The 23697-nt window shown below is 62.1% G+C and carries 27 protein-coding genes; 11 read left to right on the top strand and 16 right to left on the bottom strand.

Going from position 1 to position 23697, the window contains the following annotated elements:
* Nucleotides 1–37 precede the first annotated feature (37 nt).
* Nucleotides 38–208, top strand: coding sequence for a hypothetical protein (locus tag ACN19L_RS05690; protein ID WP_426492561.1), 171 nt, complete (start codon nt 38–40; stop codon nt 206–208).
* A 302-nt stretch (nt 209–510) separates the two neighbouring features.
* Here the strand turns inward: ACN19L_RS05690 and ACN19L_RS05685 are convergent, their stop codons facing one another.
* On the bottom strand, nt 511–1005 hold the full coding sequence (locus ACN19L_RS05685; RefSeq protein WP_426492560.1) for a metallophosphoesterase family protein: 495 nt from the start codon (nt 1003–1005) through the stop codon (nt 511–513).
* Between the two features lie 253 nt (nt 1006–1258).
* Here ACN19L_RS05685 and ACN19L_RS05680 point away from each other — a divergent pair, with 253 nt between their 5' ends.
* Nucleotides 1259–1951 (top strand): NUDIX hydrolase, encoded by a 693-nt coding sequence (locus tag ACN19L_RS05680; RefSeq protein ID WP_426492559.1) that lies wholly within the window; start codon nt 1259–1261, stop codon nt 1949–1951.
* A 40-nt stretch (nt 1952–1991) separates the two neighbouring features.
* Nucleotides 1992–2474, top strand: coding sequence for a hypothetical protein (locus tag ACN19L_RS05675; RefSeq protein WP_426492558.1), 483 nt, complete (start codon nt 1992–1994; stop codon nt 2472–2474).
* 92 nt (nt 2475–2566) lie between these two features.
* On the opposite strand, the gene coaD is transcribed toward ACN19L_RS05675, so the two are convergent.
* The 4 genes from coaD to ACN19L_RS05655 form a co-directional block, all read right to left on the bottom strand.
* On the bottom strand, nt 2567–3028 hold the full coding sequence (gene coaD, locus ACN19L_RS05670; RefSeq protein WP_426492557.1) for a pantetheine-phosphate adenylyltransferase: 462 nt from the start codon (nt 3026–3028) through the stop codon (nt 2567–2569).
* A gap of 81 nt (nt 3029–3109) precedes the next feature.
* Entirely contained in the window at nt 3110–3991 is an 882-nt protein-coding gene (locus ACN19L_RS05665) for a DUF3822 family protein (RefSeq protein WP_426492556.1), read from the bottom strand.
* An 87-nt stretch (nt 3992–4078) separates the two neighbouring features.
* A complete protein-coding gene (locus ACN19L_RS05660) occupies nt 4079–4585 on the bottom strand; it encodes an NUDIX domain-containing protein (protein WP_426492555.1) in 507 nt (168 codons plus the stop codon).
* Nucleotides 4586–4635: 50 nt separating this feature from the next.
* Entirely contained in the window at nt 4636–5253 is a 618-nt protein-coding gene (locus tag ACN19L_RS05655) for a DUF4126 domain-containing protein (protein ID WP_426492554.1), read from the bottom strand.
* A gap of 134 nt (nt 5254–5387) precedes the next feature.
* On the opposite strand from ACN19L_RS05655, the gene ACN19L_RS05650 reads away from it, so the two are divergent.
* From ACN19L_RS05650 to ACN19L_RS05630, 5 genes are all read left to right on the top strand, one after another.
* Nucleotides 5388–5807, top strand: a complete 420-nt coding sequence (locus ACN19L_RS05650) for a PaaI family thioesterase (RefSeq protein ID WP_426492553.1) — start codon at nt 5388–5390, stop codon at nt 5805–5807.
* A 95-nt stretch (nt 5808–5902) separates the two neighbouring features.
* Complete coding sequence (locus ACN19L_RS05645; protein WP_426492552.1) at nt 5903–8119, top strand: ATP-binding protein; 2217 nt, start codon at nt 5903–5905, stop codon at nt 8117–8119.
* A 1-nt stretch (nt 8120) separates the two neighbouring features.
* Nucleotides 8121–8672: a hypothetical protein gene (locus tag ACN19L_RS05640; protein WP_426492551.1), complete on the top strand. Its 552-nt coding sequence runs from the start codon at nt 8121–8123 to the stop codon at nt 8670–8672.
* Nucleotides 8673–8736: 64 nt separating this feature from the next.
* Entirely contained in the window at nt 8737–10161 is a 1425-nt protein-coding gene (locus ACN19L_RS05635; RefSeq protein ID WP_426492550.1) for an ATP-dependent DNA helicase, read from the top strand.
* 208 nt (nt 10162–10369) lie between these two features.
* Nucleotides 10370–10909, top strand: coding sequence for a DUF1573 domain-containing protein (locus tag ACN19L_RS05630; RefSeq protein ID WP_426492549.1), 540 nt, complete (start codon nt 10370–10372; stop codon nt 10907–10909).
* A gap of 80 nt (nt 10910–10989) precedes the next feature.
* Here the strand turns inward: ACN19L_RS05630 and ACN19L_RS05625 are convergent, their stop codons facing one another.
* The 5 genes from ACN19L_RS05625 to ACN19L_RS05605 form a co-directional block, all read right to left on the bottom strand.
* On the bottom strand, nt 10990–11367 hold the full coding sequence (locus ACN19L_RS05625; RefSeq protein WP_426492548.1) for a DUF423 domain-containing protein: 378 nt from the start codon (nt 11365–11367) through the stop codon (nt 10990–10992).
* Between the two features lie 138 nt (nt 11368–11505).
* The gene (locus tag ACN19L_RS05620; protein ID WP_426492547.1) at nt 11506–12174 is read right to left on the bottom strand and encodes a YggS family pyridoxal phosphate-dependent enzyme; all 669 of its coding nucleotides are present in this window, start codon (nt 12172–12174) and stop codon (nt 11506–11508) included.
* A gap of 11 nt (nt 12175–12185) precedes the next feature.
* On the bottom strand, nt 12186–13229 hold the full coding sequence (locus ACN19L_RS05615) for a vWA domain-containing protein (RefSeq protein ID WP_426492546.1): 1044 nt from the start codon (nt 13227–13229) through the stop codon (nt 12186–12188).
* 223 nt (nt 13230–13452) lie between these two features.
* Entirely contained in the window at nt 13453–14379 is a 927-nt protein-coding gene (locus ACN19L_RS05610) for a hypothetical protein (protein ID WP_426492545.1), read from the bottom strand.
* Complete coding sequence (locus tag ACN19L_RS05605; RefSeq protein ID WP_426492544.1) at nt 14372–15271, bottom strand: DUF58 domain-containing protein; 900 nt, start codon at nt 15269–15271, stop codon at nt 14372–14374. The genes ACN19L_RS05610 and ACN19L_RS05605 overlap by 8 nt, the downstream gene beginning before the upstream one ends.
* A 37-nt stretch (nt 15272–15308) precedes the next feature.
* Between ACN19L_RS05605 and ACN19L_RS05600 the strand changes: the two genes are divergently transcribed.
* On the top strand, nt 15309–15695 hold the full coding sequence (locus tag ACN19L_RS05600) for a DUF4296 domain-containing protein (RefSeq protein ID WP_426492543.1): 387 nt from the start codon (nt 15309–15311) through the stop codon (nt 15693–15695).
* A gap of 90 nt (nt 15696–15785) precedes the next feature.
* Here ACN19L_RS05600 and ACN19L_RS05595 read toward each other — a convergent pair whose 3' ends face one another.
* The 6 genes from ACN19L_RS05595 to egtB all read right to left on the bottom strand — a co-directional run bounded on the left by ACN19L_RS05595 (nt 15786) and on the right by egtB (nt 21908).
* Nucleotides 15786–16118 carry a tRNA-binding protein gene (locus ACN19L_RS05595; protein WP_426492542.1) on the bottom strand — a complete coding sequence of 111 codons (333 nt, stop codon included), beginning with the start codon at nt 16116–16118 and terminating at the stop codon, nt 15786–15788.
* Nucleotides 16119–16224: 106 nt separating this feature from the next.
* The gene (locus tag ACN19L_RS05590; RefSeq protein WP_426492541.1) at nt 16225–16782 is read right to left on the bottom strand and encodes a DUF922 domain-containing protein; all 558 of its coding nucleotides are present in this window, start codon (nt 16780–16782) and stop codon (nt 16225–16227) included.
* 67 nt (nt 16783–16849) lie between these two features.
* Nucleotides 16850–18226: an MATE family efflux transporter gene (locus ACN19L_RS05585; RefSeq protein ID WP_426492540.1), complete on the bottom strand. Its 1377-nt coding sequence runs from the start codon at nt 18224–18226 to the stop codon at nt 16850–16852.
* 99 nt (nt 18227–18325) lie between these two features.
* Entirely contained in the window at nt 18326–19435 is a 1110-nt protein-coding gene (locus ACN19L_RS05580) for a pyridoxal phosphate-dependent aminotransferase (protein ID WP_426492539.1), read from the bottom strand.
* 76 nt (nt 19436–19511) lie between these two features.
* Complete coding sequence (gene egtD, locus ACN19L_RS05575; protein WP_426492538.1) at nt 19512–20549, bottom strand: L-histidine N(alpha)-methyltransferase; 1038 nt, start codon at nt 20547–20549, stop codon at nt 19512–19514.
* Nucleotides 20550–20609: 60 nt separating this feature from the next.
* Entirely contained in the window at nt 20610–21908 is a 1299-nt protein-coding gene (egtB, locus tag ACN19L_RS05570; RefSeq protein WP_426492537.1) for an ergothioneine biosynthesis protein EgtB, read from the bottom strand.
* A gap of 274 nt (nt 21909–22182) precedes the next feature.
* On the opposite strand from egtB, the gene ACN19L_RS05565 reads away from it, so the two are divergent.
* Together ACN19L_RS05565 and ACN19L_RS05560 are read left to right on the top strand one after the other, a co-directional pair.
* A complete protein-coding gene (locus ACN19L_RS05565) occupies nt 22183–22416 on the top strand; it encodes a KGG domain-containing protein (RefSeq protein ID WP_426492536.1) in 234 nt (77 codons plus the stop codon).
* Nucleotides 22417–22558: 142 nt separating this feature from the next.
* Complete coding sequence (locus ACN19L_RS05560) at nt 22559–23626, top strand: o-succinylbenzoate synthase (RefSeq protein ID WP_426492535.1); 1068 nt, start codon at nt 22559–22561, stop codon at nt 23624–23626.
* Nucleotides 23627–23697: the final 71 nt, after the last annotated feature.

Below are 23697 nucleotides of genomic sequence, written 5' to 3'. Positions count from 1 at the left end.
CCCTCATTTACAGAAAGACTTTAACCGACCCGGAAAAATGAGCGTTACCCGTCTGAAGCGGAAGCACCGCAAGAACATTGCCCGCGCTAACAACAAGCAGCGCATCATCAAGCAACTGCTCCTCACCCCCGTTCTGAAGAACGTGGACCTCGATGAGCTGAAGTCGCGCTTCACCAAGAGCGAAGCCAAAGCTGAAGCCGCCGCCTAAGCGCGTTTCCCGCTGACTTGCCCGTCCCGGTGTCGGTGGGTCCTAAGTCAGAATTTCCAAAAGCGCCTTTCCTGGAAACAGGGAAGGCGCTTTTTTTGTGCATACCAGTTGTCATTGCGAGCGGAGCGAAGCAATCCGTCCTGTTCAAGGTGACAAGCTCCGAAAAAGCAGAAAACCCCTGACTTCTGCACAGACGCCAAGGACTTTTGCGTAGGCCAGTGTTTTGCACCCTGAAAAGGACGGATTGCTTCGCTCTGCTCGCAATGACAGCAACTCACTCACTCACTCACTCACTCACTCACTCACTTCGGCCCCAGCTCCACGGCCTGCAGGTTCTGCACGCGGCCGTCGGCTACGTCGAAGCGGAGCAGGGTGCGCACTTTGTGGAAGCCGTGGCGGCCGGCCGCACCGGGGTTGAGGTGCAGCAGGCCCAGGCGCGGATCGGGCATGACTTTCAGAATGTGGGAGTGGCCGCTAATGAACAGGCCCGGCCGCCGCTCCTGCACCAGCGCCCGGCCGGCAGGGCTGTAGTGGCCCGGGTAGCCGCCGATATGCGTCATGAGCACCCGCAGGCCTTCCAGCTCAAACTCCTGCACCAGCGGCTGGGTCAGGCGCACGTCGCGGCCGTCGATGTTGCCGTACACGCCCCGCAGCGGGGCCACGGTTTCCAGCGTGTCAATTACCTCGGCCGTGCCGAAGTCGCCGGCGTGCCAGATTTCGTCGCAGCCGCGCAAATGATGCAGGATGCGCTCGTCGAGGTAACTATGGGTATCGGAAAGCAAACCGATTTTTTTCATTTGGTGAAGGTAGGGAGTGTGCATGATGAGAGCGGAGTTACGAATGATGAGAAATGAGTTGGGCACAATTGGCTACCCGTTTAATTCATCCCTTAACGCTCCTCATTCATAACTCATCACTCCCCGCCAGCAACTGAACCGCGTACATCCCGTATCTTGCCCGGCCCCCGGTGCTTTCCTATCCGGAGAAATATGCTGTGTTTTGCAGCACCCCGCCCGTAGTCCTTTTTGCCCCCCTCCAGATTACCCCGCGATGAACGTTTTCATCAACGATATTCCGCTGATTATCAAGAAAAACAGCGAAAAAGTGTACAAGCACAAGTACGACCTGATTCTGAATCCCGAGGATGAATTCATTTCTAAGGATTTAGTGGGCGATGTGCTGGTGCGCGACGTAACGGATGTGTTTGTGGATCGGTTGCTGCGCCTGATGGAGGTGAAAAAGCTGAAAAAGCTCACGTCGCTGACGCTGCTGGCCCGCAAAAAAAAGCGGCTCATTCTGCACCTGAAAGATCAGTTCAAAATTGTGAAAGCCGCTGGCGGTCTAGTGGTGAAGGACGGGCAGGTACTGATGATCTACCGCCTCGGTAAATGGGATTTGCCTAAGGGCAAACTCAAAAAAGAGGAAGATCCGGCTCTGGGAGCTCTGCGGGAGGTAGAAGAGGAGTGCAGCATTGACGTGGAGCTGGGCGACAAACTGCCCAGCACCTGGCACTCTTACGCGTATAACGGCAACAAAATCCTGAAAAAAACGAACTGGTACATCATGCGCTGCCTCAACGATGCTCTCATGAAGCCCCAGGCCGAGGAGTACATTGAGGAAGTGCGCTGGATGTCGCCGCAGGAAGCTCTCAAAGTGCTTGATGAGTCGTATGCCAGCATTGCCCTAGTGGTGCGCCACTACTTGAGCGAGGTAGCCGGCCAGACGCCGGCCCCCCAGGAATAACCAATTTTCGTCATTTTTTCGCCCCCTTTCTTCCTTCGGCATGCGTCAACTCCTTTACTTTCCCGCTTTGTTGCTAGTGTCCGGGTTGGCCGCGTGCAGCGGCTCACAGTCTGTGTCCGAATCCACCACGCCTGCGGCAGGTTCGGCTGCTGCTGCCCGCACGGCGGCCGTAGATGTGCCCGAACTGATGGGACGCAACATTGACCAAGTCCGCCGGGCACTAGGCCCGCCCCGAGAAACCAAAACCCAGCAGATTGGCCTGGAGCCCACCGCCGAGCAGATGAAAAGCACCCGCGGCGAGGACTGGATTAACACTTTCGAGCGCAACGGCACCACTATTATTGCCACTTTCAACGCCCGCACCCGCAAAGTGCGCGACTTGGTGGTGGTAGGCTCGGACGAGGACGAACTGCTGCGCAATGCCAATCTGAGCCTGACCGCCCCCAACTACATGGTGCTACCAGTTGCCGACCCTAAGGATAGCCGCTCCATCATCGGGATGCGGGTACTGACTCGAAAGTAGTCCGTTGTATCTGCCAACAGCGCCGCGCGCTTCTGCCAGCAACCTTACCGCTGGCAGAAGCGCGCGGCGCCGTGTACGGGTCCTACGTGAGGCTAGTGCGGAGCCGGCAGGGCAAAAGGCACAAAGTCATCCACGTTGCCCCCGAAGCGGTGAATCTCGCGGATGATGGTACTGCTGATGGCGGCCAGGGTGGGAGAGGTGATGAGAAATACGGTTTCCAGCGCGGGATTGACGTGCCGGTTGGCCTGAGCAATGGTGTTTTCGTACTCAAAATCGGTGGTGTTACGCAGGCCGCGCAACAGGTACCGGGCCCCGGTCTCCCGGGCAAAATCGGCGGTGAGGCCTTTGTAGGCTTGCACCGACACCCGGGGCTCATCTTGAAACACCTGCTCAATCAGGGCTACCATCTGCTCCACGGGCAGGTAGCGCTGCTTGCTGCTGTTGTTGCCGATGGCAATGATAACCTGATCGAATAAATCTACCCCGCGCCGCACCACATCCAGGTGTCCATTGGTGAAGGGGTCGAAGGAGCCAGGAAACAGGGCAACGCGCATGGGGAGAGTAACTGAGTAGGGGAGCATCTGAGTAAGGAGGAGAGGAGCCAGTCGAACTGGCGGACCTCCGCGGCAGTTACTCTACTCGCAGAGGTGGAGGGCGTACAGCTCAAAGTAGCGGTATTCGAACAGGTCGTTGAGGCGGTAGCTGTAGCTCAGATCAAACGGGCGGTTACCGAAGCGCAGGTTGCGGATGTACTTGCGCAGAATGGTAAACAGCTCGGAGTCGTGCATCAAATCTCCCCACACTACCACGGTGTCCTGGTCGGGGTTGAGCTGCAGCTCCTGCATCACCAGAATAGTGTAGTAAATAAGGTCTTCGGGCGTGCTGAACGGAAACACGTTCAGAAACTCCGGCTGCTTGCCCCGAAGCACCAAGATGGTAACCTCCTGAAAGCCAATGCTGAGATATACCCGCCGACCGGCTCCCTGCTCGCTCTGGTGGGCTACACCCTGTAGCAGCGCACTGGTTTGATGCACCAGGCGTCCGGTAGGATATTGCTGGGCAAACCAGGTAGCCAGGCGAGTATCGGCGGCAAACACACTGCTGATGTCCAGGCCGGCGTGGGTGTAGTGGTGCACCGATTCGTGGGTGGGCGCGAAGGCGTGGTGCAGGCGCAGATAAGCCGTTTCGTCGCCGGGGCGGAACAGCGGGGCCGGCAGCAGCGTGAAGGCCCGGTTCTGCACGGCCAGCCGCACCCGGTTCCAGCCCGTGAGGCCCAGCAGATCAGACTCAGTGCTTAGCATTTGCAGCTGCTGGACCAGCGACGAGTCGGCCTCGGGAGCAGCGTATTCATCCAGCGCCACAAACTTATTGCGGCGGGCATCGGCCACGCCCACACGTAAACCAGCCGTGCCGGCTGTCAGATACAGATTATAGGCCGCGGGGGTGCTCAGGTCCAGGGTTTCGTCGCGCAGGCGGTGCAGGGCAACCGGAGACATCGGGACAGTGGCAGTGGACATAGCTAGCGGGCAGGCAAACAGGCAGAATAAAAACCGCCGGCCCGGCACCGCAGCACCGTTCCGGCCGCTAAAGGTACAAAAGCCCGCCTACTGAAACCGCACCTGCGGGATGAACACGTCGTCGGTGCTGATAATATCCCGCAGGACCGGATGCACCTGCGTGGGTAGCAGCTGGCCTAACTGCCGGGGCGTCACAAATTCCACGTGCGTGAGCAGCTGGGCATCGGGGTGGTGTTCGGGGTCGTGGCCCACCCGGGGCGTCGGGCTGGCCTCCAGGGGTTCCACCGCAAAAAACAGCTCCAGCGCCTGCAGGCCCGGGCTGCGGAACTCGTGCAGGTGCAGAAAGCGCCCGGCCCGCACCGCCACACCGGTTTCCTCCGCAAATTCCCGTTCCAGGCACTGCTGCAGCGTTTCGCCGAATTGCCAGCCCCCGCCCGGAGGCGACCAGAATGGCAGCTCATTGGCCAGCACCCCCCGGTGGGCCGTGAGCAGCAGGGCCCCGTCCTGCACCAGCAGGCCACACACCCGCACCCGGGCCACCCCCGTATAGGCCTGCAGCAGCGAGTCGGGGGCGGAAGGATTGGCAGGAGGCATACGCAAAGGAGTTGAGGGGGGGGCAAAGCTACGAGCTTCCGCCCAAACGCTCATTCGGCCGGTGTAGTGCGCAGACTGGCCAAATGCGCCGCCCGGCGGGCCGCTTGCCGCTGCCGCCAGCGGCGCAGGCGGCTGAGCATCCACACCACTACGGCCACGGCCACGGCGGCCACCAGCAGCGGAGCCAGCAACCCTAGCACTGAGCCCACAATGGCCAGCAAATTCTCCAGTGTAGCCAGCACAGGGTTGCCCAGCCCGGCCGTGGTGGCGGTGGAACCCGCCCGCAGCAGGGTTGTGCCGGTCTGGATGATGCCGGCCGTGCTGCCTCCTACCAGAATGCCCAGGCCCCAGCGCAGCATGGGCGGCAGATCCGGCAGTGCCGCCGTCATGAGAATGGCCCCGGCAATGACGGCCGCCGGGCCGGTGATGGCATCCAGCACATTATCAACCACCGGAATATAGTAGCCCAGAATTTCGGCCACGGTAGCCGTACCCAGGGCCGCTACGGCCGGCCAACTCCCCAGCCAGGCAAAACCTGGCGCGGGGGTGAAGTAGCCGGTGCGGTAGGCGAGGGCGGCGGCCAGCAACGGTACAAATACCCGAAAACCACTGCAGGCGGCCAGGGCCAGGCCGAAAGCACCGGCCAGTAAAAAGTCGAGTTGCGGCATGACAAGGAGCTGAGGTGGGAAGTAGCAGGACCGGGCACAGGGAAGGTAAAGAAATATCCACAATCCGGCCGGTTTCCTTGCCTGGGGCCACGCGGGGCGGCTGCCTGCCGTAGGCCGGCTACCTTTGCAGGCCTATGACTACTGAATCCCTGGAAACCCGCATCCGCCGCAAACTCACCCGCCAGCATTTCATGCACCACATCGGCGCCGACCTGACCCTCATTGAAGAAGGACGGGTGGAGGCGGCGCTAACGCTGCAACAGCAGCACACCCAGCACGTCGGCTTTGCTCACGGCGGGCTGGTGGCCACCATGGCCGACTTGGTGGCCGGCTTCGCGGCTGTTACACTGGTGCCCGATGGTACCGGCGTAGTTACGGTTGAGCTAAAAACCAGCTACCTTCATCCCGGCGTAGGCCGGCAGTTGCGGGCCGTGGGCTGGGTACTGAAAGCCGGCCGTCGGCTGCATTTCTGCGAAGCGGAAGTGTGGTGCGATGACCTGCTGATAGCTAAAGCCACCGCTACCATGGCCGTGGTGGAGCCGGTTGCCAGCTAAGGGCCTGATCCGGGGCCGGATTGTGCCAAATAATTCCCACATTGATTATCTGCTGCTGACCGGCCCCGGTTCTTCAGGCTTAGATTATAGCTACTATGAAATGGATTAGCGTGCTGCTGCTACTACTGCTGGCCGGCCCCGGGCTGGCCCAGCGGCACTATTGGAATGCGGATTATGACTCGCTGCACCGCACACTGTACCGCCACGCCGCCGATACCGCCCGCGTACCCCGGTTAGCACACCTGGTGCTCATCACAGAACTATCGGAGCCCGTGCGTCGGCAGCAGGCCGTGGAACTGGTGGCTGAACTGCTGCGCCTCAATGCCAGTACCCATCAGCTGGCTACGGCAGCTCCGTATCAGAAGCTGCAAACCGGCCTGCGGCTATGGCAGCGGGAACAGTACGCGGGGGCTCTTGGTGCCATGCAGCAGGCCATTGAGCTGTTTGATGAAGCCGGGCAGCCTGTTCCGTTTCTGCTCAGCGACCTGGCACCCTTGTATAACAAGCTGCGCCAGACCGATACCCGGTTTGCGTATTTCCAGCGCAAGCTGCGCCAGTACCAAGTGCACGGCCCATTGGAAAACGAGGCGGCCTGCTACCTGGTACTGGGAGGTACCTACCGCCACCGCGGCGACTACAACCAGGCCATCAGCCATTACCTGCACGCCGCCGACCTGCTGAAGAAATTCAACCGCCGCCTGTACAGCAACGAGCTGATGGTGGCCGGCAGCACTTACGCCGAGTGGGGCAATCCGCAACGGGCGCTGTATTACCTGCAGCAGGCGGCGCAGTGGAACGATAAATCCCAGATAGCCGGTCTGCAGCGGTTCTACTCCGAACACGCGGTAGCCAGCTTGTATTTGCAGCTGCGCAACCTGCATGCCGCCGAGCAGTACATTGCCAAAGCCCTGCAAACTGCCCGGGCCGATGCGCTCAACAAGGGCACATATACGGCTTACGCCTTCCTGCTGCAGAGTCAGCTGCTGATGGCCCGGGGGCAAGCCGCCGCCGCTTTACCGCTGCTCACCCGGGCTCAATACCTGTCGGATTCCCTGAAAATGGACATAACCGGCCGTCCTGGCGAGTTTGCGCTGGATGCCACCTGGGCCCGCTATTACGTGGCCCGCGGCAATTATCCCGCGGCTGAAAAGCACTGGCAAAAGGCCTACGCCATGGCCACGGCCGCTAATTTTCAGATGCTTCGCCCCAAGTACCTGCGGGAGCTGGTGCGTTTTGAAGCCGCCCACGGTACGCCCGCTAAAGCCCAGCAATACAGCCTGGCCTACCTCACGCTTCAGGATACGCTCAACCGTATGCAGGGCCACAACCTGCTGGCGCAGTACGAGGGCGAGCGGGTAGAGCAAGCCCAGCAGGACCAGATTGCCCAGCTTCGCCAAGAAAAAACCGTGCAGGCCCTGCGCCTGCGTCAGCGCAACCAACTGCTGCTGATAAGCCTAATAGCCCTGGCCCTGATTTCGGGGTTGGGAGTAGTAGTGTACCGGCAGCTGCACATCAACCGGCGCACCCTGGCCCAACTGCGCCAAACCCAAAATCAACTGGTGCAGTCCGAGAAATGGGCGTTTGTGGGTGAGGTATCGGCCGGCATAGCCCATGAGCTGCAAAATCCGCTCAACTTCATGAAGCGGTTTGCGGAAGTAAGTACGTCGCTGGTGGATAATATGGACCATCAGCCTGATAGCCCAAAGCTAGAACACGAAATCCTGGTGGGCCTGCGGCAGAATCTGCAGGAAATCAGCCAGCACGGCATGCGGGCTTCGGCCATCATTAAGGATATGCTGGAGCACGCCCGCGCCGGCACCGGCCAGCGCACCACCACCGACCTCAACGCCCTGGTGCTGGAGTATCTGCACCTGGCCCGCCAGAGCCAGGAGTTTCAGGAGTCGGCGGCCGTGGTGGGAGTGGAAACCAACCTGGCCCCCGACCTGCCCGCCGTGCCCGTGGTACCGCCCGATATGGGCCGGGTGCTGCTGAACCTGTTCACCAATGCCTTCTACGCGGTAATGCAGCGCCACCGCTCCGGCGAGGCCGACTACGCCCCCCAGGTGCGCGTAGATAGCCGCCTGCTGCCCGGCGCCGTGCAAGTACGCGTGTCGGACAACGGTACCGGCATGCCCGAGGAAGTGCGCCGTAAAGTATTTGAAGCCTTCTTCACCACCAAGCCGCTGGGCGAGGGCACCGGCCTGGGCCTGTCCCTGTCGCACGACATCGTGAAGGGCCACGGTGGTACCATCAGCGTAGAGTCGGCCGAGGGGCAGGGCACTGAGTTTACCATTACATTGCCGGTAGAGTAACATGCCGCCACCAGACGCCGAGTATTACATCAGCTGGTGCCGTTGGCAGGGCCAGGATTGGTATTCGTTGTGGTGGACTGCTGAGGAGGATGACGGGCTGTGGGCTGACGAAGCCGGACAGGTGCCCCGGTACACCTCACCGGCCGGAGTGCGGCAGCTAGCCGATGGTTTGGGCGTGCAGCTGGCGCCGGAAGAGCCATTACTGCAAAAAATGGATGACGTCTTCAACTGGCTAAGCCACCCGGCAAAGAATCCGCCAACGGAGACTCTCACGGTGTGGAATATGTTCGATGACTTGAGCAGCGGCATCGGCAAGCCGTTTCTGGGCAATCAGAAAGGCACCATCCGAAACAGACTGTTCGACAAGCTGTACCTGAACGACGGCATCATCCAACTTAATCAGAAAGGGCAGATGGATTTCCGCGGGCCGCACACGCACCCGTGGAAGCCCCGGTGGCGTCGGCAGGAACTGAAGGTGCTGCGGCGGATTCTGCTGCAAGGGTTTCGGTTGTGGGAGCGGTACACGTACGTCGTGCCCGCCTCTACTGAATAAAAACAGTCCGGACTTATCGGGAGCCTAAACCGGCGTAGCTTTGTTGTAGCCGAATACCCCGCTTATGCTTTCCCTCCGAACTCCTTCCGTCCGCGACCATTTTCCCTACGAGCCCACCCAGGACCAAGCCACGCTGTTCAAGCAGCTGGATAAGTTTCTGGGCGATGCGCTGCCGGGGCGGAAGGCGTTTGTGCTGCGCGGCTACGCGGGTACCGGCAAAACCACCGTCATCAGTGCCTTGGTGCAGTGGCTGCACCAGATGGGCCGCAAATACGTGCTGATGGCCCCCACTGGCCGGGCCGCCAAGGTGATGAGCACCTACTCGGGGGTGGCCGCCAGCACCATCCACAAGAAAATTTACCGCCAGACCAGCGGCACGCCGGCCCAGGGCCTGGCCTTCCAGCGCCAGCCCAACCGCGCCCAGGATACCCTGTTCATCGTGGACGAGGCCTCCATGATTTCCGACGAAAAGGCCTTTGGGGAAAATGGCCTGCTCGACGACCTGATGAACTACGTGTTCGAGAAACCATCCAACCGCCTGCTGCTCATTGGCGACACGGCCCAGCTGCCCCCGGTGGGCCAGCTGCTCAGCCCCGCCCTGGATGCCGAGCTGCTGCGCCACCGTTTCCGGGCCGAGGTGGCCTCCGTGGAGCTGCGCCAGGTAATGCGCCAGGCCGAGTCGTCGGGGATTCTGATGAACGCCACCGTGCTGCGGGAGGAGCTGCGCGAGGAGCAGCCCCACATTCAATTCTTCACCAAAGGCTACCCCGATATTTTCTCGATGGGCGGCGACAAGCTGGAGGACGGCCTGCGCTGGGCCTACAAGAACTTCGGCCACGAGAACAGCACCATCATCTGCCGCTCCAACAAGAACGCCAACCAGTACAACCAGTACATCCGCCGCATTCTGTTTGAGGCCGAAGATGAAATTGAATCGGGCGACTACCTGATGGTGGTGCGCAACAACTACTACTGGCTGCCCAAAGATTCCGACATTGGTTTCCTGGCCAACGGTGACTTTGTGCAGGTAGTGAAAATCCTGCGGACGACCGAGGAGTTCGGGTTCCGCTTCGCTGATGCCCGCGTGCGGCTGGTGGACTACCCCGACGAGCCGGACATGGAAATCAAGCTGCTGCTGGACACCCTGCACACCGAAAGCCCCGCCCTGCCCGCCGACCGCAACAAGGCCCTCTACGATGCCATCAGCGAGGATTATGCTCACCTCGAAACCAAAAAGGAGCGTACCGCCGCCCTGCGCAAAGACCCATTCCTGAACGCGCTGCAGGTGAAGTTTGCCTACGCCCTTACCTGCCACAAAGCCCAGGGTGGCCAGTGGCAGGCCGTATTCGTGGACCACGGCTTTCTGAAGGAGGATATGGTGAACTCGGAGTTTGCCCGCTGGCTGTACACGGCCGTTACCCGCTCCTCGGAAAAGCTGTTTCTGCTTAACTTCAACAAAAACCTCCTCGGCGACCAGCCGGAAGACTAGCCGGTAGTATCCCGGCCCGGCGGCGGATAGTTGCTGGGGCGGGACAGCTACTTAATCAGAACCCAAATTGGCCGCTTGTGTGTTACACTTCACGGTGGCTTCACGCATCGGCGTGAAAACTGGCACGTAACTTGGCCGGGCGTCCGAAACGTCTATTTTTGCTTACCTTCTTTTGCTTACCTTCCAACTGCATTCACGCACGCAACTCATGAAAAAAGCACTTTTCCTGGCCTTGTCGCTGTCGGTGATGGGCCTCGGCGCCCAGGCCCAGACGGCCGCCGTAAAGCCTGCCAACGCGCAAACCAAAGCAGCTGGCCCCCAGATCCAGTTCGAGGAAATGAAGTATGACTTCGGTACCATTCATACCGGCGACGTGGTGGAGCACACATTCAAATTCAAGAACGTAGGCACCCAGCCGCTCATCATTTCCAACATTCAGGTAAGCTGCGGCTGCACCACCCCCGATTGGACGCGGGAGCCCATTATGCCCGGCAAATCGGGCACCATTACCGCCAAGTTTAATTCGGCCGGCAAGCTGAATATGCAGAATAAGGTGCTCACCGTGGAGTCGAATTCCGCGGACGGCAACGCCATGGTTTCCCTGGTAGGGAATGTGGTAGAGGCCGGTGCCACCGTATCGGCCGCTCCGGCTACCACCGATGTTTCGGCTCCCGTTGATGTAAAGGACGCCAAGCAGAAAGTGAAAGCCGGCGACAACAAAATCAAGGCTAAGAAGAAAGCTTCGTAAGCAGCGCTTCACAAGCATTTTACACAAAAAGGGCTTGCCAGTACTGGCAAGCCCTTTTTGTATTGGGTACTCAGGGCAGATTACAGCTGCCGGGCCGCCAGCAGCAATACAATCCAGCCGGCAATGAACAGCACCCCGCCGATGGGCGTAACGGCCCCCAGCTTGGTGATGCCCGTGAGGCAGAGCACGTACAGGGAGCCGCTGAAGATGAGAATACCGCCCAGCCATAGCCAGGCCACCGTGCCCAGGCTACGCAGCTCCGGTTTCAGGTACCACAGCACCCCCACGGCCAGCAGCGCCAGCGTATGAAAAAACTGGTAGCGCACCGCCGTTTCAAAGGTTTCGAAGCGGCCGGCGGCTTCCAGCATCTTGCGCAGTCCGTGGGCGGCAAAAGCGCCGATGCCCACACTCAGGGCTCCTAGCAAAGCGGCCAGTTGAAGAATGAGTCGTGCGGTCATTATTGGGTTGTTGGTGGTTCGTTTATTGATGCTCGCAAGTCAGTAATCGGTTCTTGGCGGTTCGTTTTCGGGGAAGGAGGCGAATTGACGCTGCTTTATCCGGATACGAACAACGAACCGCCAATACCGAAAAACGAATCATCCCCGGGCTCCGAAAATAGCACTGCCCACGCGCACCAGCGTGCTGCCTTCGCGCAGGGCCAGCGGGAAATCGGCACTCATGCCCATGGAAACCTCCCGAAACGTGTCGTTATCGGCAAAATACAGGGCCTTGAGCTTGTCGAAGTAGCCGCGTAGGGTGCGGAACTCGCGGCGCAGCTGGTCTTCGTCGTCGGTGAAGGTGGCCACGCCCATCACGCCGGTGAGGCGCACGTGGCGCAATGCGCGGTACTCCTCGGAGCGTAGAATTTCTTCGGCCTCGGGCAGCGTGAGGCCGGTTTTGGTTTCTTCTTCGGCAATGTGAAACTGCAGTAGGCCCGCAATTACCCGGTTGTGCCGGGCCGCCTGCCGCTCAATCTCCAGCAGCAGCTTCAGGCTGTCGATGCTCTGGATGGTGTGCACGAAGGGGGCAATGTATTTGACCTTGTTGGTCTGCAAATGCCCGATGAGGTGCCACTCCACGTCGGCGGGCAGCTCGGGCTGCTTGGCTGCCATTTCCTGCACCCGGTTTTCGCCAAAAATGCGGGCGCCGGCAGCATAGGCCTCCTGCAAACGCTCTACGGGGTGGGTTTTGGTGACGACGACCAGCCGGGCGCTGGTGCCTTTGAGCTGGCTGGTTACTTGCTGCAGATTATCGGCAATTGCCATACGAAACGGGGTTAATCTTCCAGCGCATTCGTCAGGAAGGTGTTTTTAAGGGCCAGCCACAGCAGCCATAGTCCCACGCACCAATACAGGTACAACCGGTAATAGTCCTGGGTGTTGCGGTAACGGGTCTGCTTGATTTCGGATTTCTCGTACTGGTTGATCTGGGTGAAAATCTGGCGCAGGCCGGCGTTGTCGGTGGCCCGGAAAAAGCGGCCTTCCCCGGCCTGGGCCAGCTGGCGCATGGTGGTTTCGTCGAGGCGGGTTTCCACGTAGCGGGGGCGGCCCTGCTCGTCGGTGCCGTAGGGCACAGTCCCATCCTGGCCCAGCCCGATGGTGTAGATTTTGAGTCCGTAGGCGTGGGCCAGCTGGGCGGCGGTAAGCGGGTCGAGGGAGCCGGCCGTATTTTCGCCGTCCGAAATCAGAATGCACACCTTGGTGCGGGAGCGGGAGTCGCGGAGGCGGTTGGTGGCCACGCCCAGCGCCGTGCCAATGGCCGTGCCGTCGTTCGGAATCATGCCCAGGCGCAGGCTCTGCAGGTCGTCGCGCAGCAGGTCGTAGTCGGTGGTCAGCGGGGCCAGGGAGTAGGCGTCGCCGGCAAACACCACCAGCCCGATCCGGTCGCCCCGGCGGCCATCCACAAACTGCCGGGCTACGCGCTTGGCCGCTTCCAGGCGGTTGGGGCGCAAATCCTGCAGCTCCATAGAGCTGGAGACGTCCAGGACCAGCAGAATATCAATGCCCTCGCCATTCTGCACTACGCGCTCATCGGTGCGCTGAGGACGGGCCAGGGCCACAATACCAAAGCTCAGACTCAGGGCCAGCACCACATCGGGCATGAAGCGCAGCAGGGTAGTCCAGTCGCGGGGGAGCTGCCCGGCCACGAAGGCCACGCCCAGCCGGGAGCGGCGGCGCCGGGCCAGCACCCAGCGCAGCGCAAACAGCAGCGGTACCAGCGGTACCAGCAGCAGCAGGCGGGGCTGCTCCCAACTATAGCTGGCCAGGGTGCTGTAGCGCACACTATCCAGTAAATACGTCAGGGCAGTAGGCCAGGGCATGCACGGGGGAAAGAGTAGAAGCCAAAAGTAAGCAGGAAACGCGGGTTGCAGTGCCGCAGCGCTGCTTCGTGCGCGCAACGTGGGTAGCCAATACGACAGGTAGCGCGCAGCTCCGCTTCGCGCACGAGCCGCCGGCGAGTTCCGGAGCGTAAGGACCGTACGCCTGTTACTCGCTTCGCTTGTGCGCGTAGCGGAACTGCGCGCTAATCAACCGGTTGCGCCGTTAGCTTACCGCGTACACTTTCTGAAACTGCCGCTCCGCAAACGTGCGCAGCAGCACAAACGCCAGGTCGGTTTCCGATTCATCCTCCGACTCCTGATTGCCATAGATAACCCGGTCGGTGAGGCGCAGGGCCAGGCCTACGTCGGCGTCGTTCTGGTAGTGGGCCACAATTTCGCGGGTGGTCAGGCTGCTGATGTTATTGTCTTCGAGCGTGGAGAGGTAGTTTTTCCAGAGCGTGATGGCCCGCTCCATATTGGTAAGAGAGCGGGACAGGGTGAAGCGCTCCACGTGCCGGGCGTACTGGGCCAGGAAGTACGCGTGGTTTTTGCGCAGCCGGTAGCGGCGGTAGCGGCGGCGCAGGTTCTGGCGAAAACCCAGCACCAACCCCCCGGCCAGCAGCAGCACCGAGGCCAGCCCCGCCAGCCAGTACGGGTAGTTAAATTGCTGTGCCACGGGCTGCAGCTGCAGGTTCTGGCGCAGCACCGGCGGAGTTTCCGGTACCGTTCCGGCGGGTAGCACCCGCACCAGGCGCACCTGGGCGGGCGGGGTTTGCAGCAGCAGCGTATCCCGGCCGCGCAGGATGGTAACGGGCAGGCTCAGGGTCTGAACTGAATCGAGGCGGAAGGTGCGCAGGCGGTAAATGGCCCGGTCGAGGCTGCGGCCCCGGCGGGTGCGGGTAGGGTAGTAGCGCCGGCTCACATACTCAAACGGCGCAAAATCGGCCGCCGAATCGGGGAAGATGACAGCCAGGCTGGGTGCGTGCCGGTAGATAAGCTCATATTCCAGCACCTCGCCCACGCGCACGCCCGGCCGCTGAAAGCGCCCCATGGGCAGGGTGTCGGTGGCCTGGGCCAGGCCCAGGCAAGGCAGCAGCACGCCGCCCAGCACCCACAAGCTCCGGCGCAACTGCCCCCACCACTTACCCACGGGCCCCGCGCTGGTTACGCCGCCGAAACAGATTCACCAGCTGCGGAACGAAGTCGGTGTCGGTGGCAATGGAGAGGTATTCGGTGCGGTGGCGGCGGCAAATCTGGCCAATCTGCTCCCGGTTCTGCTCGTAGGTGGCCCGGTACCGGTCCCGGAAAGCCGCCGAAGACGTATTCACCCACACCGTGCGGCCCGATTCCTGGTCGTGCAGCGGAATGATGCCCAGCGGCGGAAACTCCCGCTCCCGCTTATCCAGCAGCTGCAGCACCACCAAATCGTGCTTGCGGGCCAGCATCGTCAATTCCCGCTCGTAGTCAGCATCAATGAAATCGGAAATCAGCAGCACAATGGTGCGGCGCTTGAGCAGGCTCAGGGCTTGTTTGATGCCGGCCGCCACGGCCGTTTGGCGGCTGCGGGGCTCCAAGGCAAACAGCCGCTTGATGAGCCCGTAGGCGTGGTGCGTACCCTTGCCAGGAGCCATGTACAGCTCCTTCTGATCGGAGAAGGCCAGAATGCCAAGCTGAGCATCCTGCCGGGCAGCCGCCAAGGCCAGCACTCCGCAAATTTCCCGGCCCACATCCAGCTTGCGCCGGCCTTCGGCCCCTACCTGCTGGGAGGCACTCACGTCCAGCAATAACACCACCTGCTGCTCCCGTTCTTCCTTATACGTCTTTACGAAGGTGCCATGGCCCTTGCTGGAAACGGCCCAGTCGATGGCCCGCACCTCGTCGCCGTACTGATACAGGCGCACGTCGTCGAACTCCAGCCCGGTGCCCTTGAACACCGAGTGAAAATCTCCCTGCAGCTGGGCATCCACGGTTTTCAGAATGCGGATTTCCATCTGGCGGAGCTTGCGTACAAGGAGCTGGAACGGCGAATCGGCAGGCTTCATTTCCTCTAAACTACGGCTTCCTCCTAACTTTGCTACCGTGAAACGATATTCCCGCCGCCTATTGAGCGGCTTATGCGCGCTGGCTCTGCTGGTTACGGCTTGTCAGAAGCCCGAAGAAGTGCCCGTGCCCGCCAAGCTTATCCCCCAGGATAAGATGATTAGCGTGCTGATTGAGATGCACCTGCTGGAGGCCCGCACTGAGGCCGCCGCCCTGCCCCAGGATTCGGCCCGGGCCCTGTTCCGCCAGGCGCAGAAAGCCGTGTACTGGCGGCACAATATTGATGATTCCACCTTCGTGCAGAGCTACCGCTACTACGCTGTGCACGACAAGGACCTTGACGCTATTTACGCCGCCGTGGTTGATAGCCTGTCGTTGCGCGAAGCCCGCCTCACCACGCCCGGCAGCCCACCCCCGCATCCGTAAGGTGATTTAGTGAGATGGTGAAATAGTGAGGTTGATATTCTACTAGCGCCGTTCGGGCGGATTGAACGTCAAACTCACCATCTCACCATCCTACATCAGCCGGCTGCCATCGGGCACGGGGCCGGCCAGGGCGGTCAGCACGATGTGGCCCTCGGCATCAGGGAGGCCCGTTACCAGCACCTCGGAGCGGAACGGGCCGATTTGCTTGGGTGGAAAGTTGACCACGCACAGCACCTGCCGGCCCACCAGCTCGGCGGGCGTGTAATGGTGGGTTATCTGGGCGCTGGATTTTTTCCGGCCGATTTCCGGCCCCAGGTCAATCAGGAGCTGGTAGGCTGGCCGCCGGGCTTCCGGAAATTCCCGGGCCTCCAGGATGGTGCCGGCGCGGATGTCCACTTGTTCAAATTCGGCCCAAGTAAGCATAGGATGGGTGGTTGGGTAGTTAGGTGGTTGACTTGTTGAACTGCTGAATGGATAGATGTTAGTTTTCGCTATCCAGCCGCCTGACTATCTAACCAGTTAACCAGTATTACTTCACCGCAAACGCCTCCAGCTGTACCAGCCGCTGCTGAATCTGCTGATCCCAGGCTTGCTGACGGGCGGCATTGAGGCCGTGGTTGGTTTCCTGGTCGTAGCGGGCTTCTTCGCGCTGCCAGGTCAGAAACGCCATTTTGGTGATGTTGTTGAAGGCCGGCTGCAGATGCTCGCAATCCAGCTTCACCAAGCTCAGCTTCTGGCGCAGCAGGCGGGCGTGAATTTCCGTCAGATCGAAGTGCAGCTGCTCGTGGCGGAGCAGCGCCGGGGTGGCCCGGCCCACGTTGCGTACCCACGACTCGGACGGCGTAAATACGGCCTTGACCTGCGCCGAAAACTGGTAATCCACGCAGCCCACTTTGGCATCAATGGTGGAGGAAGTCAGGGCCTCCAGCCGGTCGGTGGTGGGGCGAGCTTTGAAGTCGTCCCAGGTAAGTGGGCGGTTGGCGCTCCAGGCCAGCACGGGCGGCTTGGCGGGCACCTGGGCCACGGGTTGCGCCGGAGTGGCGGACAGCAGGCTAAACAGCCAGAGCGGGGCAAGCGAGAACAGCATGTAGCTTGTATAGAGTAGGCAGAAGATAAAGGCCGAAACCCGGGCCGCGCCCGGGGCTGGTGGCTGCTTAACGCGTCGTCAGGGCCGGTTCGTTCACGGCCGCCTGCCGTAGTGCCGGGCGGCTGCGGAAACGGATGAGCAGCACCCCGGCCACCAGCGTGAGGCCCAGCAGCAGCCCCGCCCAGATACCAGGCGCACCCCAGCCTAGCGGAAAGCCCAGCACGTACCCCAGCGGCAACGCCACGGCCCAGTAGGCCAGCAGCGCCACCACGGAGGGTACCTTCACGTCTTCCAACCCGCGCAGTACGCCCAGCCCCACCACCTGCAGCCCGTCCGAAATCTGGAAGGCAGCGGCAATGAGCAGCAGCGTGGCAGCCTGGGTAAGTACGGCCGGGTCGTGGTTGTAATACTGCGGAATGTGGTGGCGGGCCAGAATCAGCACCAAGCCCATCAGGCTCATAAACAGGAACGTAACCAGATACGCCATCAGGCCGGCCTGGCGGGCTCCCGGACCGTTGCGGCTGCCCCAGTATTTGCCCACCCGCACCGTGGCGGCGGCGGCAATGCCGCTGGCGGCCATGTAGGTAACGGAGGCCACGTTGATGGCAATCTGGTGGGCTGCTTGTTGCGTAATGCCCAGCCAGCCCATCATCAGCCCCGCGAAGCTGAACGCGCCCATTTCAAAGGTCATCTGCACGCCAATGGGAGCCCCCAGGCCCACCAGCCGGCGCAGACCGGCGGCATCGGGCAGCAGCTGGTGGGCGGCGGCTTCCCGGTAGGGGCGCAGGCGCACGGCCAGCAGCACGTAGGCCGCCATCAGCATGGCCATCAGCACCCGGGCAATCAGGGTAGCCCAGGCTGCGCCCATCATGCCCATTTCGGGCAGGCCCAGCTTCCCGAACACCAGCCCGTAGCAGAGCACGGCATTGAGCACGTTGGCCTGCACCGAGAGCAGCATGGCCTGGCGGGTAAGGCCCAGCCCCTCGGCAAACTGCTTAAAGCCCTGAAATAGCATCAGGGGGAAAAAAGACAGGAACAGTACCCGCACCCAGGGCGTGGCCAGGCGCACCACGGCCGCTGGCTGGCCCAGGTAGGGCAGCAGCAGCGGCACCAGCAGCCCCAGGCAGGCCAGCAGCAGGCCCGCACCCACGCTCAGCCAGACCCCGTTCACCAGCAGCCGGCCCAGGCCCGGCACGTCGCGGCGGCCATCGGCGGCGGCTACCAGCGGCGTAATGCCCATGGTGGTACCCAGGCCCAGCATCATCACCACGGTGCTCACGTTCACGCTCAACGATACGGCCGCCAGCGGAATCTTGCCCGTCTGGCCTACCACCATGCTGTCACAGACATTCACCAGTACGTGCCCCAGCTGGCTGAGCATAACCGGGTAGGCCAAGTCGAGGGTGGGCAGCAGGTGGGAGCGGAAGGAAGCGGAGCGAGGCATACGGCAAAAAACAATCAGCCGCAAAGGTACGCGGAAGCCACCCGGCAACGGCTGCCGCCGAAGATTTATGAGGCCGGAGCAACGCGGCAGGTGGGCGGACTAGCCGGCCGGCTCCAGCTGCCGCAACGTACCCAGCAGCCGGTTGAGTGCCTCTTGCAATACGGGCTCGGGTACCGCGTACGAGAGACGCACGAAGCCCGGAGCCCCGCAGGCCGTACCATCCACTACCTCTACGCCGGCCCGCTGCAAATGCGCCACCAACCGGGCCGCCGCCTCCGCCGGGCCGGGGGCAGGGGGGAGGTAGGCGCGCAAATCGGGGAAGGCGTAGTACGTGGCCTCGGGTGCCACGGGCAGCACCCCGGGCAGCTCGGCCAGGCGCTCCAGCAGCAGGCGGCGGGTGTTGTGCAGCTGGCTTACCAAGCCGCTGGCAATGCTGAAGGCCGCCTGCGTGGCGGCCAGAGCCGCCTGTTGCGCCGGCACGGCCACGGCCCCGCCGCCGGCGTGTAGGCGGGCAGCACACTGCCGCGCTACCGGCTCGGGGGCTACCAGGTAGCCCACACCCCAGCCAATCAGGGCCAGGGACTTGCTGAACCCGTTCACAACCAGGTGGCGGCCGTGCGGGTCCGGAAATTCCAGCAGGGAGGGAGTAGGCTTGGCGGCGAAGCTGATCAGATCGTATATCTCGTCGCTGAGCACGTACAGATCCGGAAATTCCTGGGTTACGGCCAGCAGGGCCGCCAGTTCTTCCCGGTGATATACCCGTCCGGTGGGGTTATTGGGGTTGGAGAGCAGCAGCACCCGGGTACGGGGCGACAGGGCCTCCCGTAGCTGCTCGGGGTCCAGGGTGTAGGTGTCAGCGGCCCGAAGCGGCAGGGGCCGCACCACGCCCCCGGCCTGGGCTACCAGTTCGCCGAAGCCAAACCAGTTGGGTGTAGGCAGCAGCACCTCCTCGCCGGCCCGAAGCACCGTGCTCAGCAGCACCGATAAAGCCACCTTGGCCCCGGGCGTAACCACTACCTGCTCCGGAGCCACGTACGTGCCCTCCAACTGCTGATAGCGGCGGGCAATGGCCTCCTGCAATGCGGGTAAGCCGGCAGCGGGCACCACGGGCAACTGCCCCGCTTCAATGCTGCGGATGGCGGCCTGCGCCGCCACGGCCGGGGTAAGAAATGTGCCGTAGCCGGAAGCCAGGCTAAGAACATCGGACATATGGAGCGGGTTAGGCCGGTTCCTTCAGAAGGGTGGCCGAGGAAGAACTAACGTAGTGGGAGGGCCGCAACGGTAATCAGGCCAGGTCCATGGGCCGCAGCAGCGCATCGGCAAAAAAGCGCTGGTCGTCAGTGAATAGCTGCTGCACAGCCAGGCCTGCCTGGCGGGCGGTTTCGGCAATACCCGAGGGCGTAAACTTATAGGAGTTTTCGGTGTGAATCATCTCCCAGGCCGCAAACTCAACGGCCCAGTTTAACGCCGCAAATTGCACAGTTTGGGCTTGGGTGCTTACCAGAAACGAGCGGACGGCCCCACTCAGCGGGTCGTAGTCAGTGTAGTGCTGCCAGTGGGTCAGGTCGAAATCGGCACCCAATTCCCGATTCAGGCGGTGCAGCAGGTTGAAATTGAAAGCAGCCGTTACGCCCTGGCTGTCATCGTAAGCGGCCCGAATCCGGCGCGGATCTTTCTGCAGGTCAAAGCCCACCAGCAGCCGGTCATCAGAGGTGAGGGGCTGAACCAAGTCACGCAGAAACCGGAGCCGGTCGTCGGGGAAGAAATTACCAATGTTCGAGCCCAGAAACAGTACCGCCTTCCGGCCGGGCCGGGCGGCCATCAGGCGCAGAGCATCGGCGTAGTCGGCCACCACGGGCTCCACCTGCAGGTTCGGCAGTTCCGCCTGCAGGCTGGCCGTGAGACCATCCAGGGCGGCCTGCGAAATATCTACCGGTACGTAGGTGAAGCGTGCCGCCGTGTCCAGCAGCTGCCGCAACAGAATCTTGGTCTTCAGCCCGTCGCCGGCTCCCAGCTCCAGCAGAAAAAAGTGCTCGGCTGGGTCGTGCGGGCGTAGCGCTTCGCCAATGGCCACTTGATGACGCGTGAGCAGGGCAAATTCGGTGCGGGTGGGGTAATACTCCGGCAGGGCCATTATCTGCTGAAACAGCCGGCTGCCCTCATCGTCGTAGAAATACATAGACGAAAGGGTTTTGAACGGGCGGCTGAGGCCCTCTTGCACGTGCTGGGCCAGCTGCGGACTGACTAGTGAAGCAGCGGCGGGCGGTGGGTTACCGGTGGTGGCAGAGGAAAGAGCGGAAGCTGGAAAGGCAGAAACGGGCATGAACAAGAAAATCTGGAGGCGAAACAGAACCGGCAACGAGCAAGGCAAGCAGCGGCGGCCCTACCGGGCCAGGCGGATGCCCGTGAACTGCCAGCGCTTGTCGGCCTGAAAAAAGTTGCGGTACGTAATGCGAATGTGGCTTTCCGGGGTAGCGCAGGAGCCGCCCCGCAGCACCAGCTGGTTGATCATAAATTTGCCGTTATACTCACCCAGGGCCCCGGCCGCCCGCTGGTAGCCGGGGTAGGGGTGGTAGGCGGAGTAGGTCCATTCCCAGGCGTCCCCAAGTAGCTGGTGGCACTGGTCGGGGGCGGCATCGGCAGGTAGGGGCTGGGGGTCGTAGAGCTGGCTTTCCAGGAAAGTGCCGGCGGCCGGGTCTGGCTGAAACTGGCGGGCGGCTATTTCCCACTCCTGCTCAGTGGGCAGGCGGCAGCCCCGCCAATGGGCGTAGGCATCGGCCTCGTAAAAGCTGATGTGTGTAACCGGCGCGTTGGGCTGCACCGGCTGCAGGCCGCCGTGCGTGAAGCGGTGCCATTGCCCGTTCTGAAGCACCCAGTACAGAGGCGCTTCCCAGCCCTGCTGCTGCACCAAATCCCAGCCTTCGCCCAGCCAGTGCCGGAAGTCCCGGTAGCCACCAGCTTCCATAAACGCCAGGTACTCAGCGTTGGTTACCAGCCGGTTCTGCAGCTCAAAATCGGCTACGTAGGTTTCGTGGGGTCCCAGCTCATTATCGAAGCAGAAGCCCTCTTCCTGAAAGCCAATGCGGTGCACACCCCCCGCCACTGGGAGCCAGTGGGCCTCGGGAGCTCCCGTTGCGGCCGGTTGGGGCAGGGCGGGCTGGTAAGCAGGGGCCAGCGGACTGGTGCTCAGAATGTACTTGATGTCGGTGGCCAGTAGCTCCTGATGCTGCTGCTCGTGCTGGAGGCCCAGCTCAAATATTTCCAGCCCGGCCGCTGGCAGCGCCCCCGGCAAGGCCAGCAGCCGCGCCATCTGCTCATCCACGTACGCCCGGTACTGGTACACCTCGTGCAAAGCCGGCCGTGAGAGAGTGCCCCGGTCGGCGCGATTTACGCGGGAGCCCAGGGAGTTATAGTAGGAGTTGAACAGGAAGGCGTAATCGGGGTGATAAAGGGTATAATCGGGCAGGTAGGGGCGAAGCAGAAAGGTTTCCCAGAACCAGGTAGTATGAGCCAGATGCCACTTCGGGGGGCTTACATCCAGCGTGGGCTGCACCACGGTATCTTCGGGCAGCAGCGGCCGGCACAGGCTTTCGGTTTGGTGGCGCACGGCCGCATAGCGGGCAGTGGGTGACAGGCTGGAAGCGGAAACTGTGGGCGGAGCAAGGGCAGATACAGGCAGCATAGAAAATCGGGTAGGACAAACAAGTATAGTGCATAACGGCGAAGTGCAGGAGTAGTTTTTCTCAGTAGGAAGGCCCCGGTTACCCTGGCCCGGCAGGAGTACGGGTTTATCCGTAGTAATACGGAGTAGCTCATCAGTACAAAGCGGTATTTTGCCCGGTAAAAGTGGGTATTCAGTCGATAAAACCAAGACAAAAGGCAACTTTAGGCCGTATCCTGACGACTTTCCCGCAAATCAGTTCTTTCCTTTTCCACTTCATTCACCGCTGAGCAAGATGCCGACCAAGCCAACTTCCCGTACCACGCCCGAAACTCCCGCCGCCAAGCGCCCCCGGGGCTTTGCGGCCATGGATGCTGCCACCCAGCGCCGCATTGCCAGTGAGGGTGGCCGGGCCTCGCACCTGAGCGGCCGGGGCCACCGGTTCACCTCTGAAGAAGCCCGCGCCGCCGGCCGCAAAGGGGGCCAGGCCAGCCGCACCCGCGGCCCGCAGGCCAACTCCGCCGAGTAGCGCCACACAGCACGACGGAGCCCGGTAATCGGCCCCATCGGCCAACTATACTACTGCCCCCGGCTGGCCATCGGCCAACTAGGGGCAGTAGTGTGTTCGGCCGGCCCGTATATTGCTCCCTGCTCACCTTTTCGCCGTGCTTATGCTTCAGCTGCGCTCCTCCCAGCGCGATTTGCGCTTCAACTTTCCGGCCCGCACCTCCCGCGGGGCCCTCACGGAGCATACCGCCCACTACCTCTACCTCTCCGACGACCAGCAGCCCGAACGCGTAGGTTGGGGCGAAGCGGCCCCGCTGGCCGGCCTCAGCCCCGACCACCGGCCCGATTTCGCGGCTACCCTGGCCGGTTTTGTGCGGGAATTCAACCACCGCCAACTGCAAAACTTGCAGCCCGGGCAAGCCCTGGAGCTGGTGGGGCCGGAGTGGCCCGCTCTGCGCTTCGCCCTCGAAACAGCTATTCTGGACTGGCAGCACGGCGGGCGGCGGCAGCTTTACACCAATGCCTTCAGTCACGGGGAGGCAGGTATTCCCATCAACGGGTTGGTGTGGATGGGGGAGGCTGCCTTCATGCGGGAGCAGATAGAGAAAAAGCTCACGGAGGGCTACACCTGCCTGAAGCTGAAGATTGGCGGCTTGGATTTCGCCACCGAGCTGGCCATCCTGGCGGAAATCCGGGCGGTAGCCGGGCCCGAAACGCTGACCCTGCGCGTAGATGCCAACGGGGCCTTCCGCCCCGAGGAGGCGCTGGCCAAGCTGGAGCAACTGGCCCGGTTCCAGCTCCACTCCATCGAGCAGCCCATCCGGGCCGGGCAGTGGGCAGCGCTGGCCGAGGTGTGCCGCCAGTCGCCGGTGCCCGTGGCTTTGGATGAAGAATTGATTGGTCTGACCGAGCCTGCCCGGCAGCAGGAGCTGCTGGAGCGTACCCAACCGGCCTACCTCATCCTGAAACCCACGCTGCTGGGCGGGCTGGGGGCCAGCCAGCACTGGATGCAGCTGGCCGAAGCGGCCGGCATCGGCTGGTGGCTAACCTCCGCGCTGGAGTCAAACGTGGGCCTGAATGCCATCAGCCAGCTGGCGGCCCAGTGCGCCCCACCCGATTTTCCCCAGGGCCTGGGCACTGGTCAGCTTTACCACAACAACGTAGCTTCTCCGCTCCATATTCAGGCCGGACAGCTGTTCTACGCCGCGCCGGGCTACTGGGAGCAGCCCTGAGGCCGAAACCTCCGCCATGCGCTGTTTCCGTGCGGGCCCGGAGTAGGAATATTTCCTGTTCAGGCGCGGGC

The sequence above is a fragment of the Hymenobacter sp. 102 genome (assembly GCF_049949205.1).
Lineage (GTDB): Bacteria > Bacteroidota > Bacteroidia > Cytophagales > Hymenobacteraceae > Hymenobacter.
The sequence above is the reverse complement of the archived record's forward strand: the minus strand, read 5'-3'. Positions and strand labels throughout refer to the sequence as shown.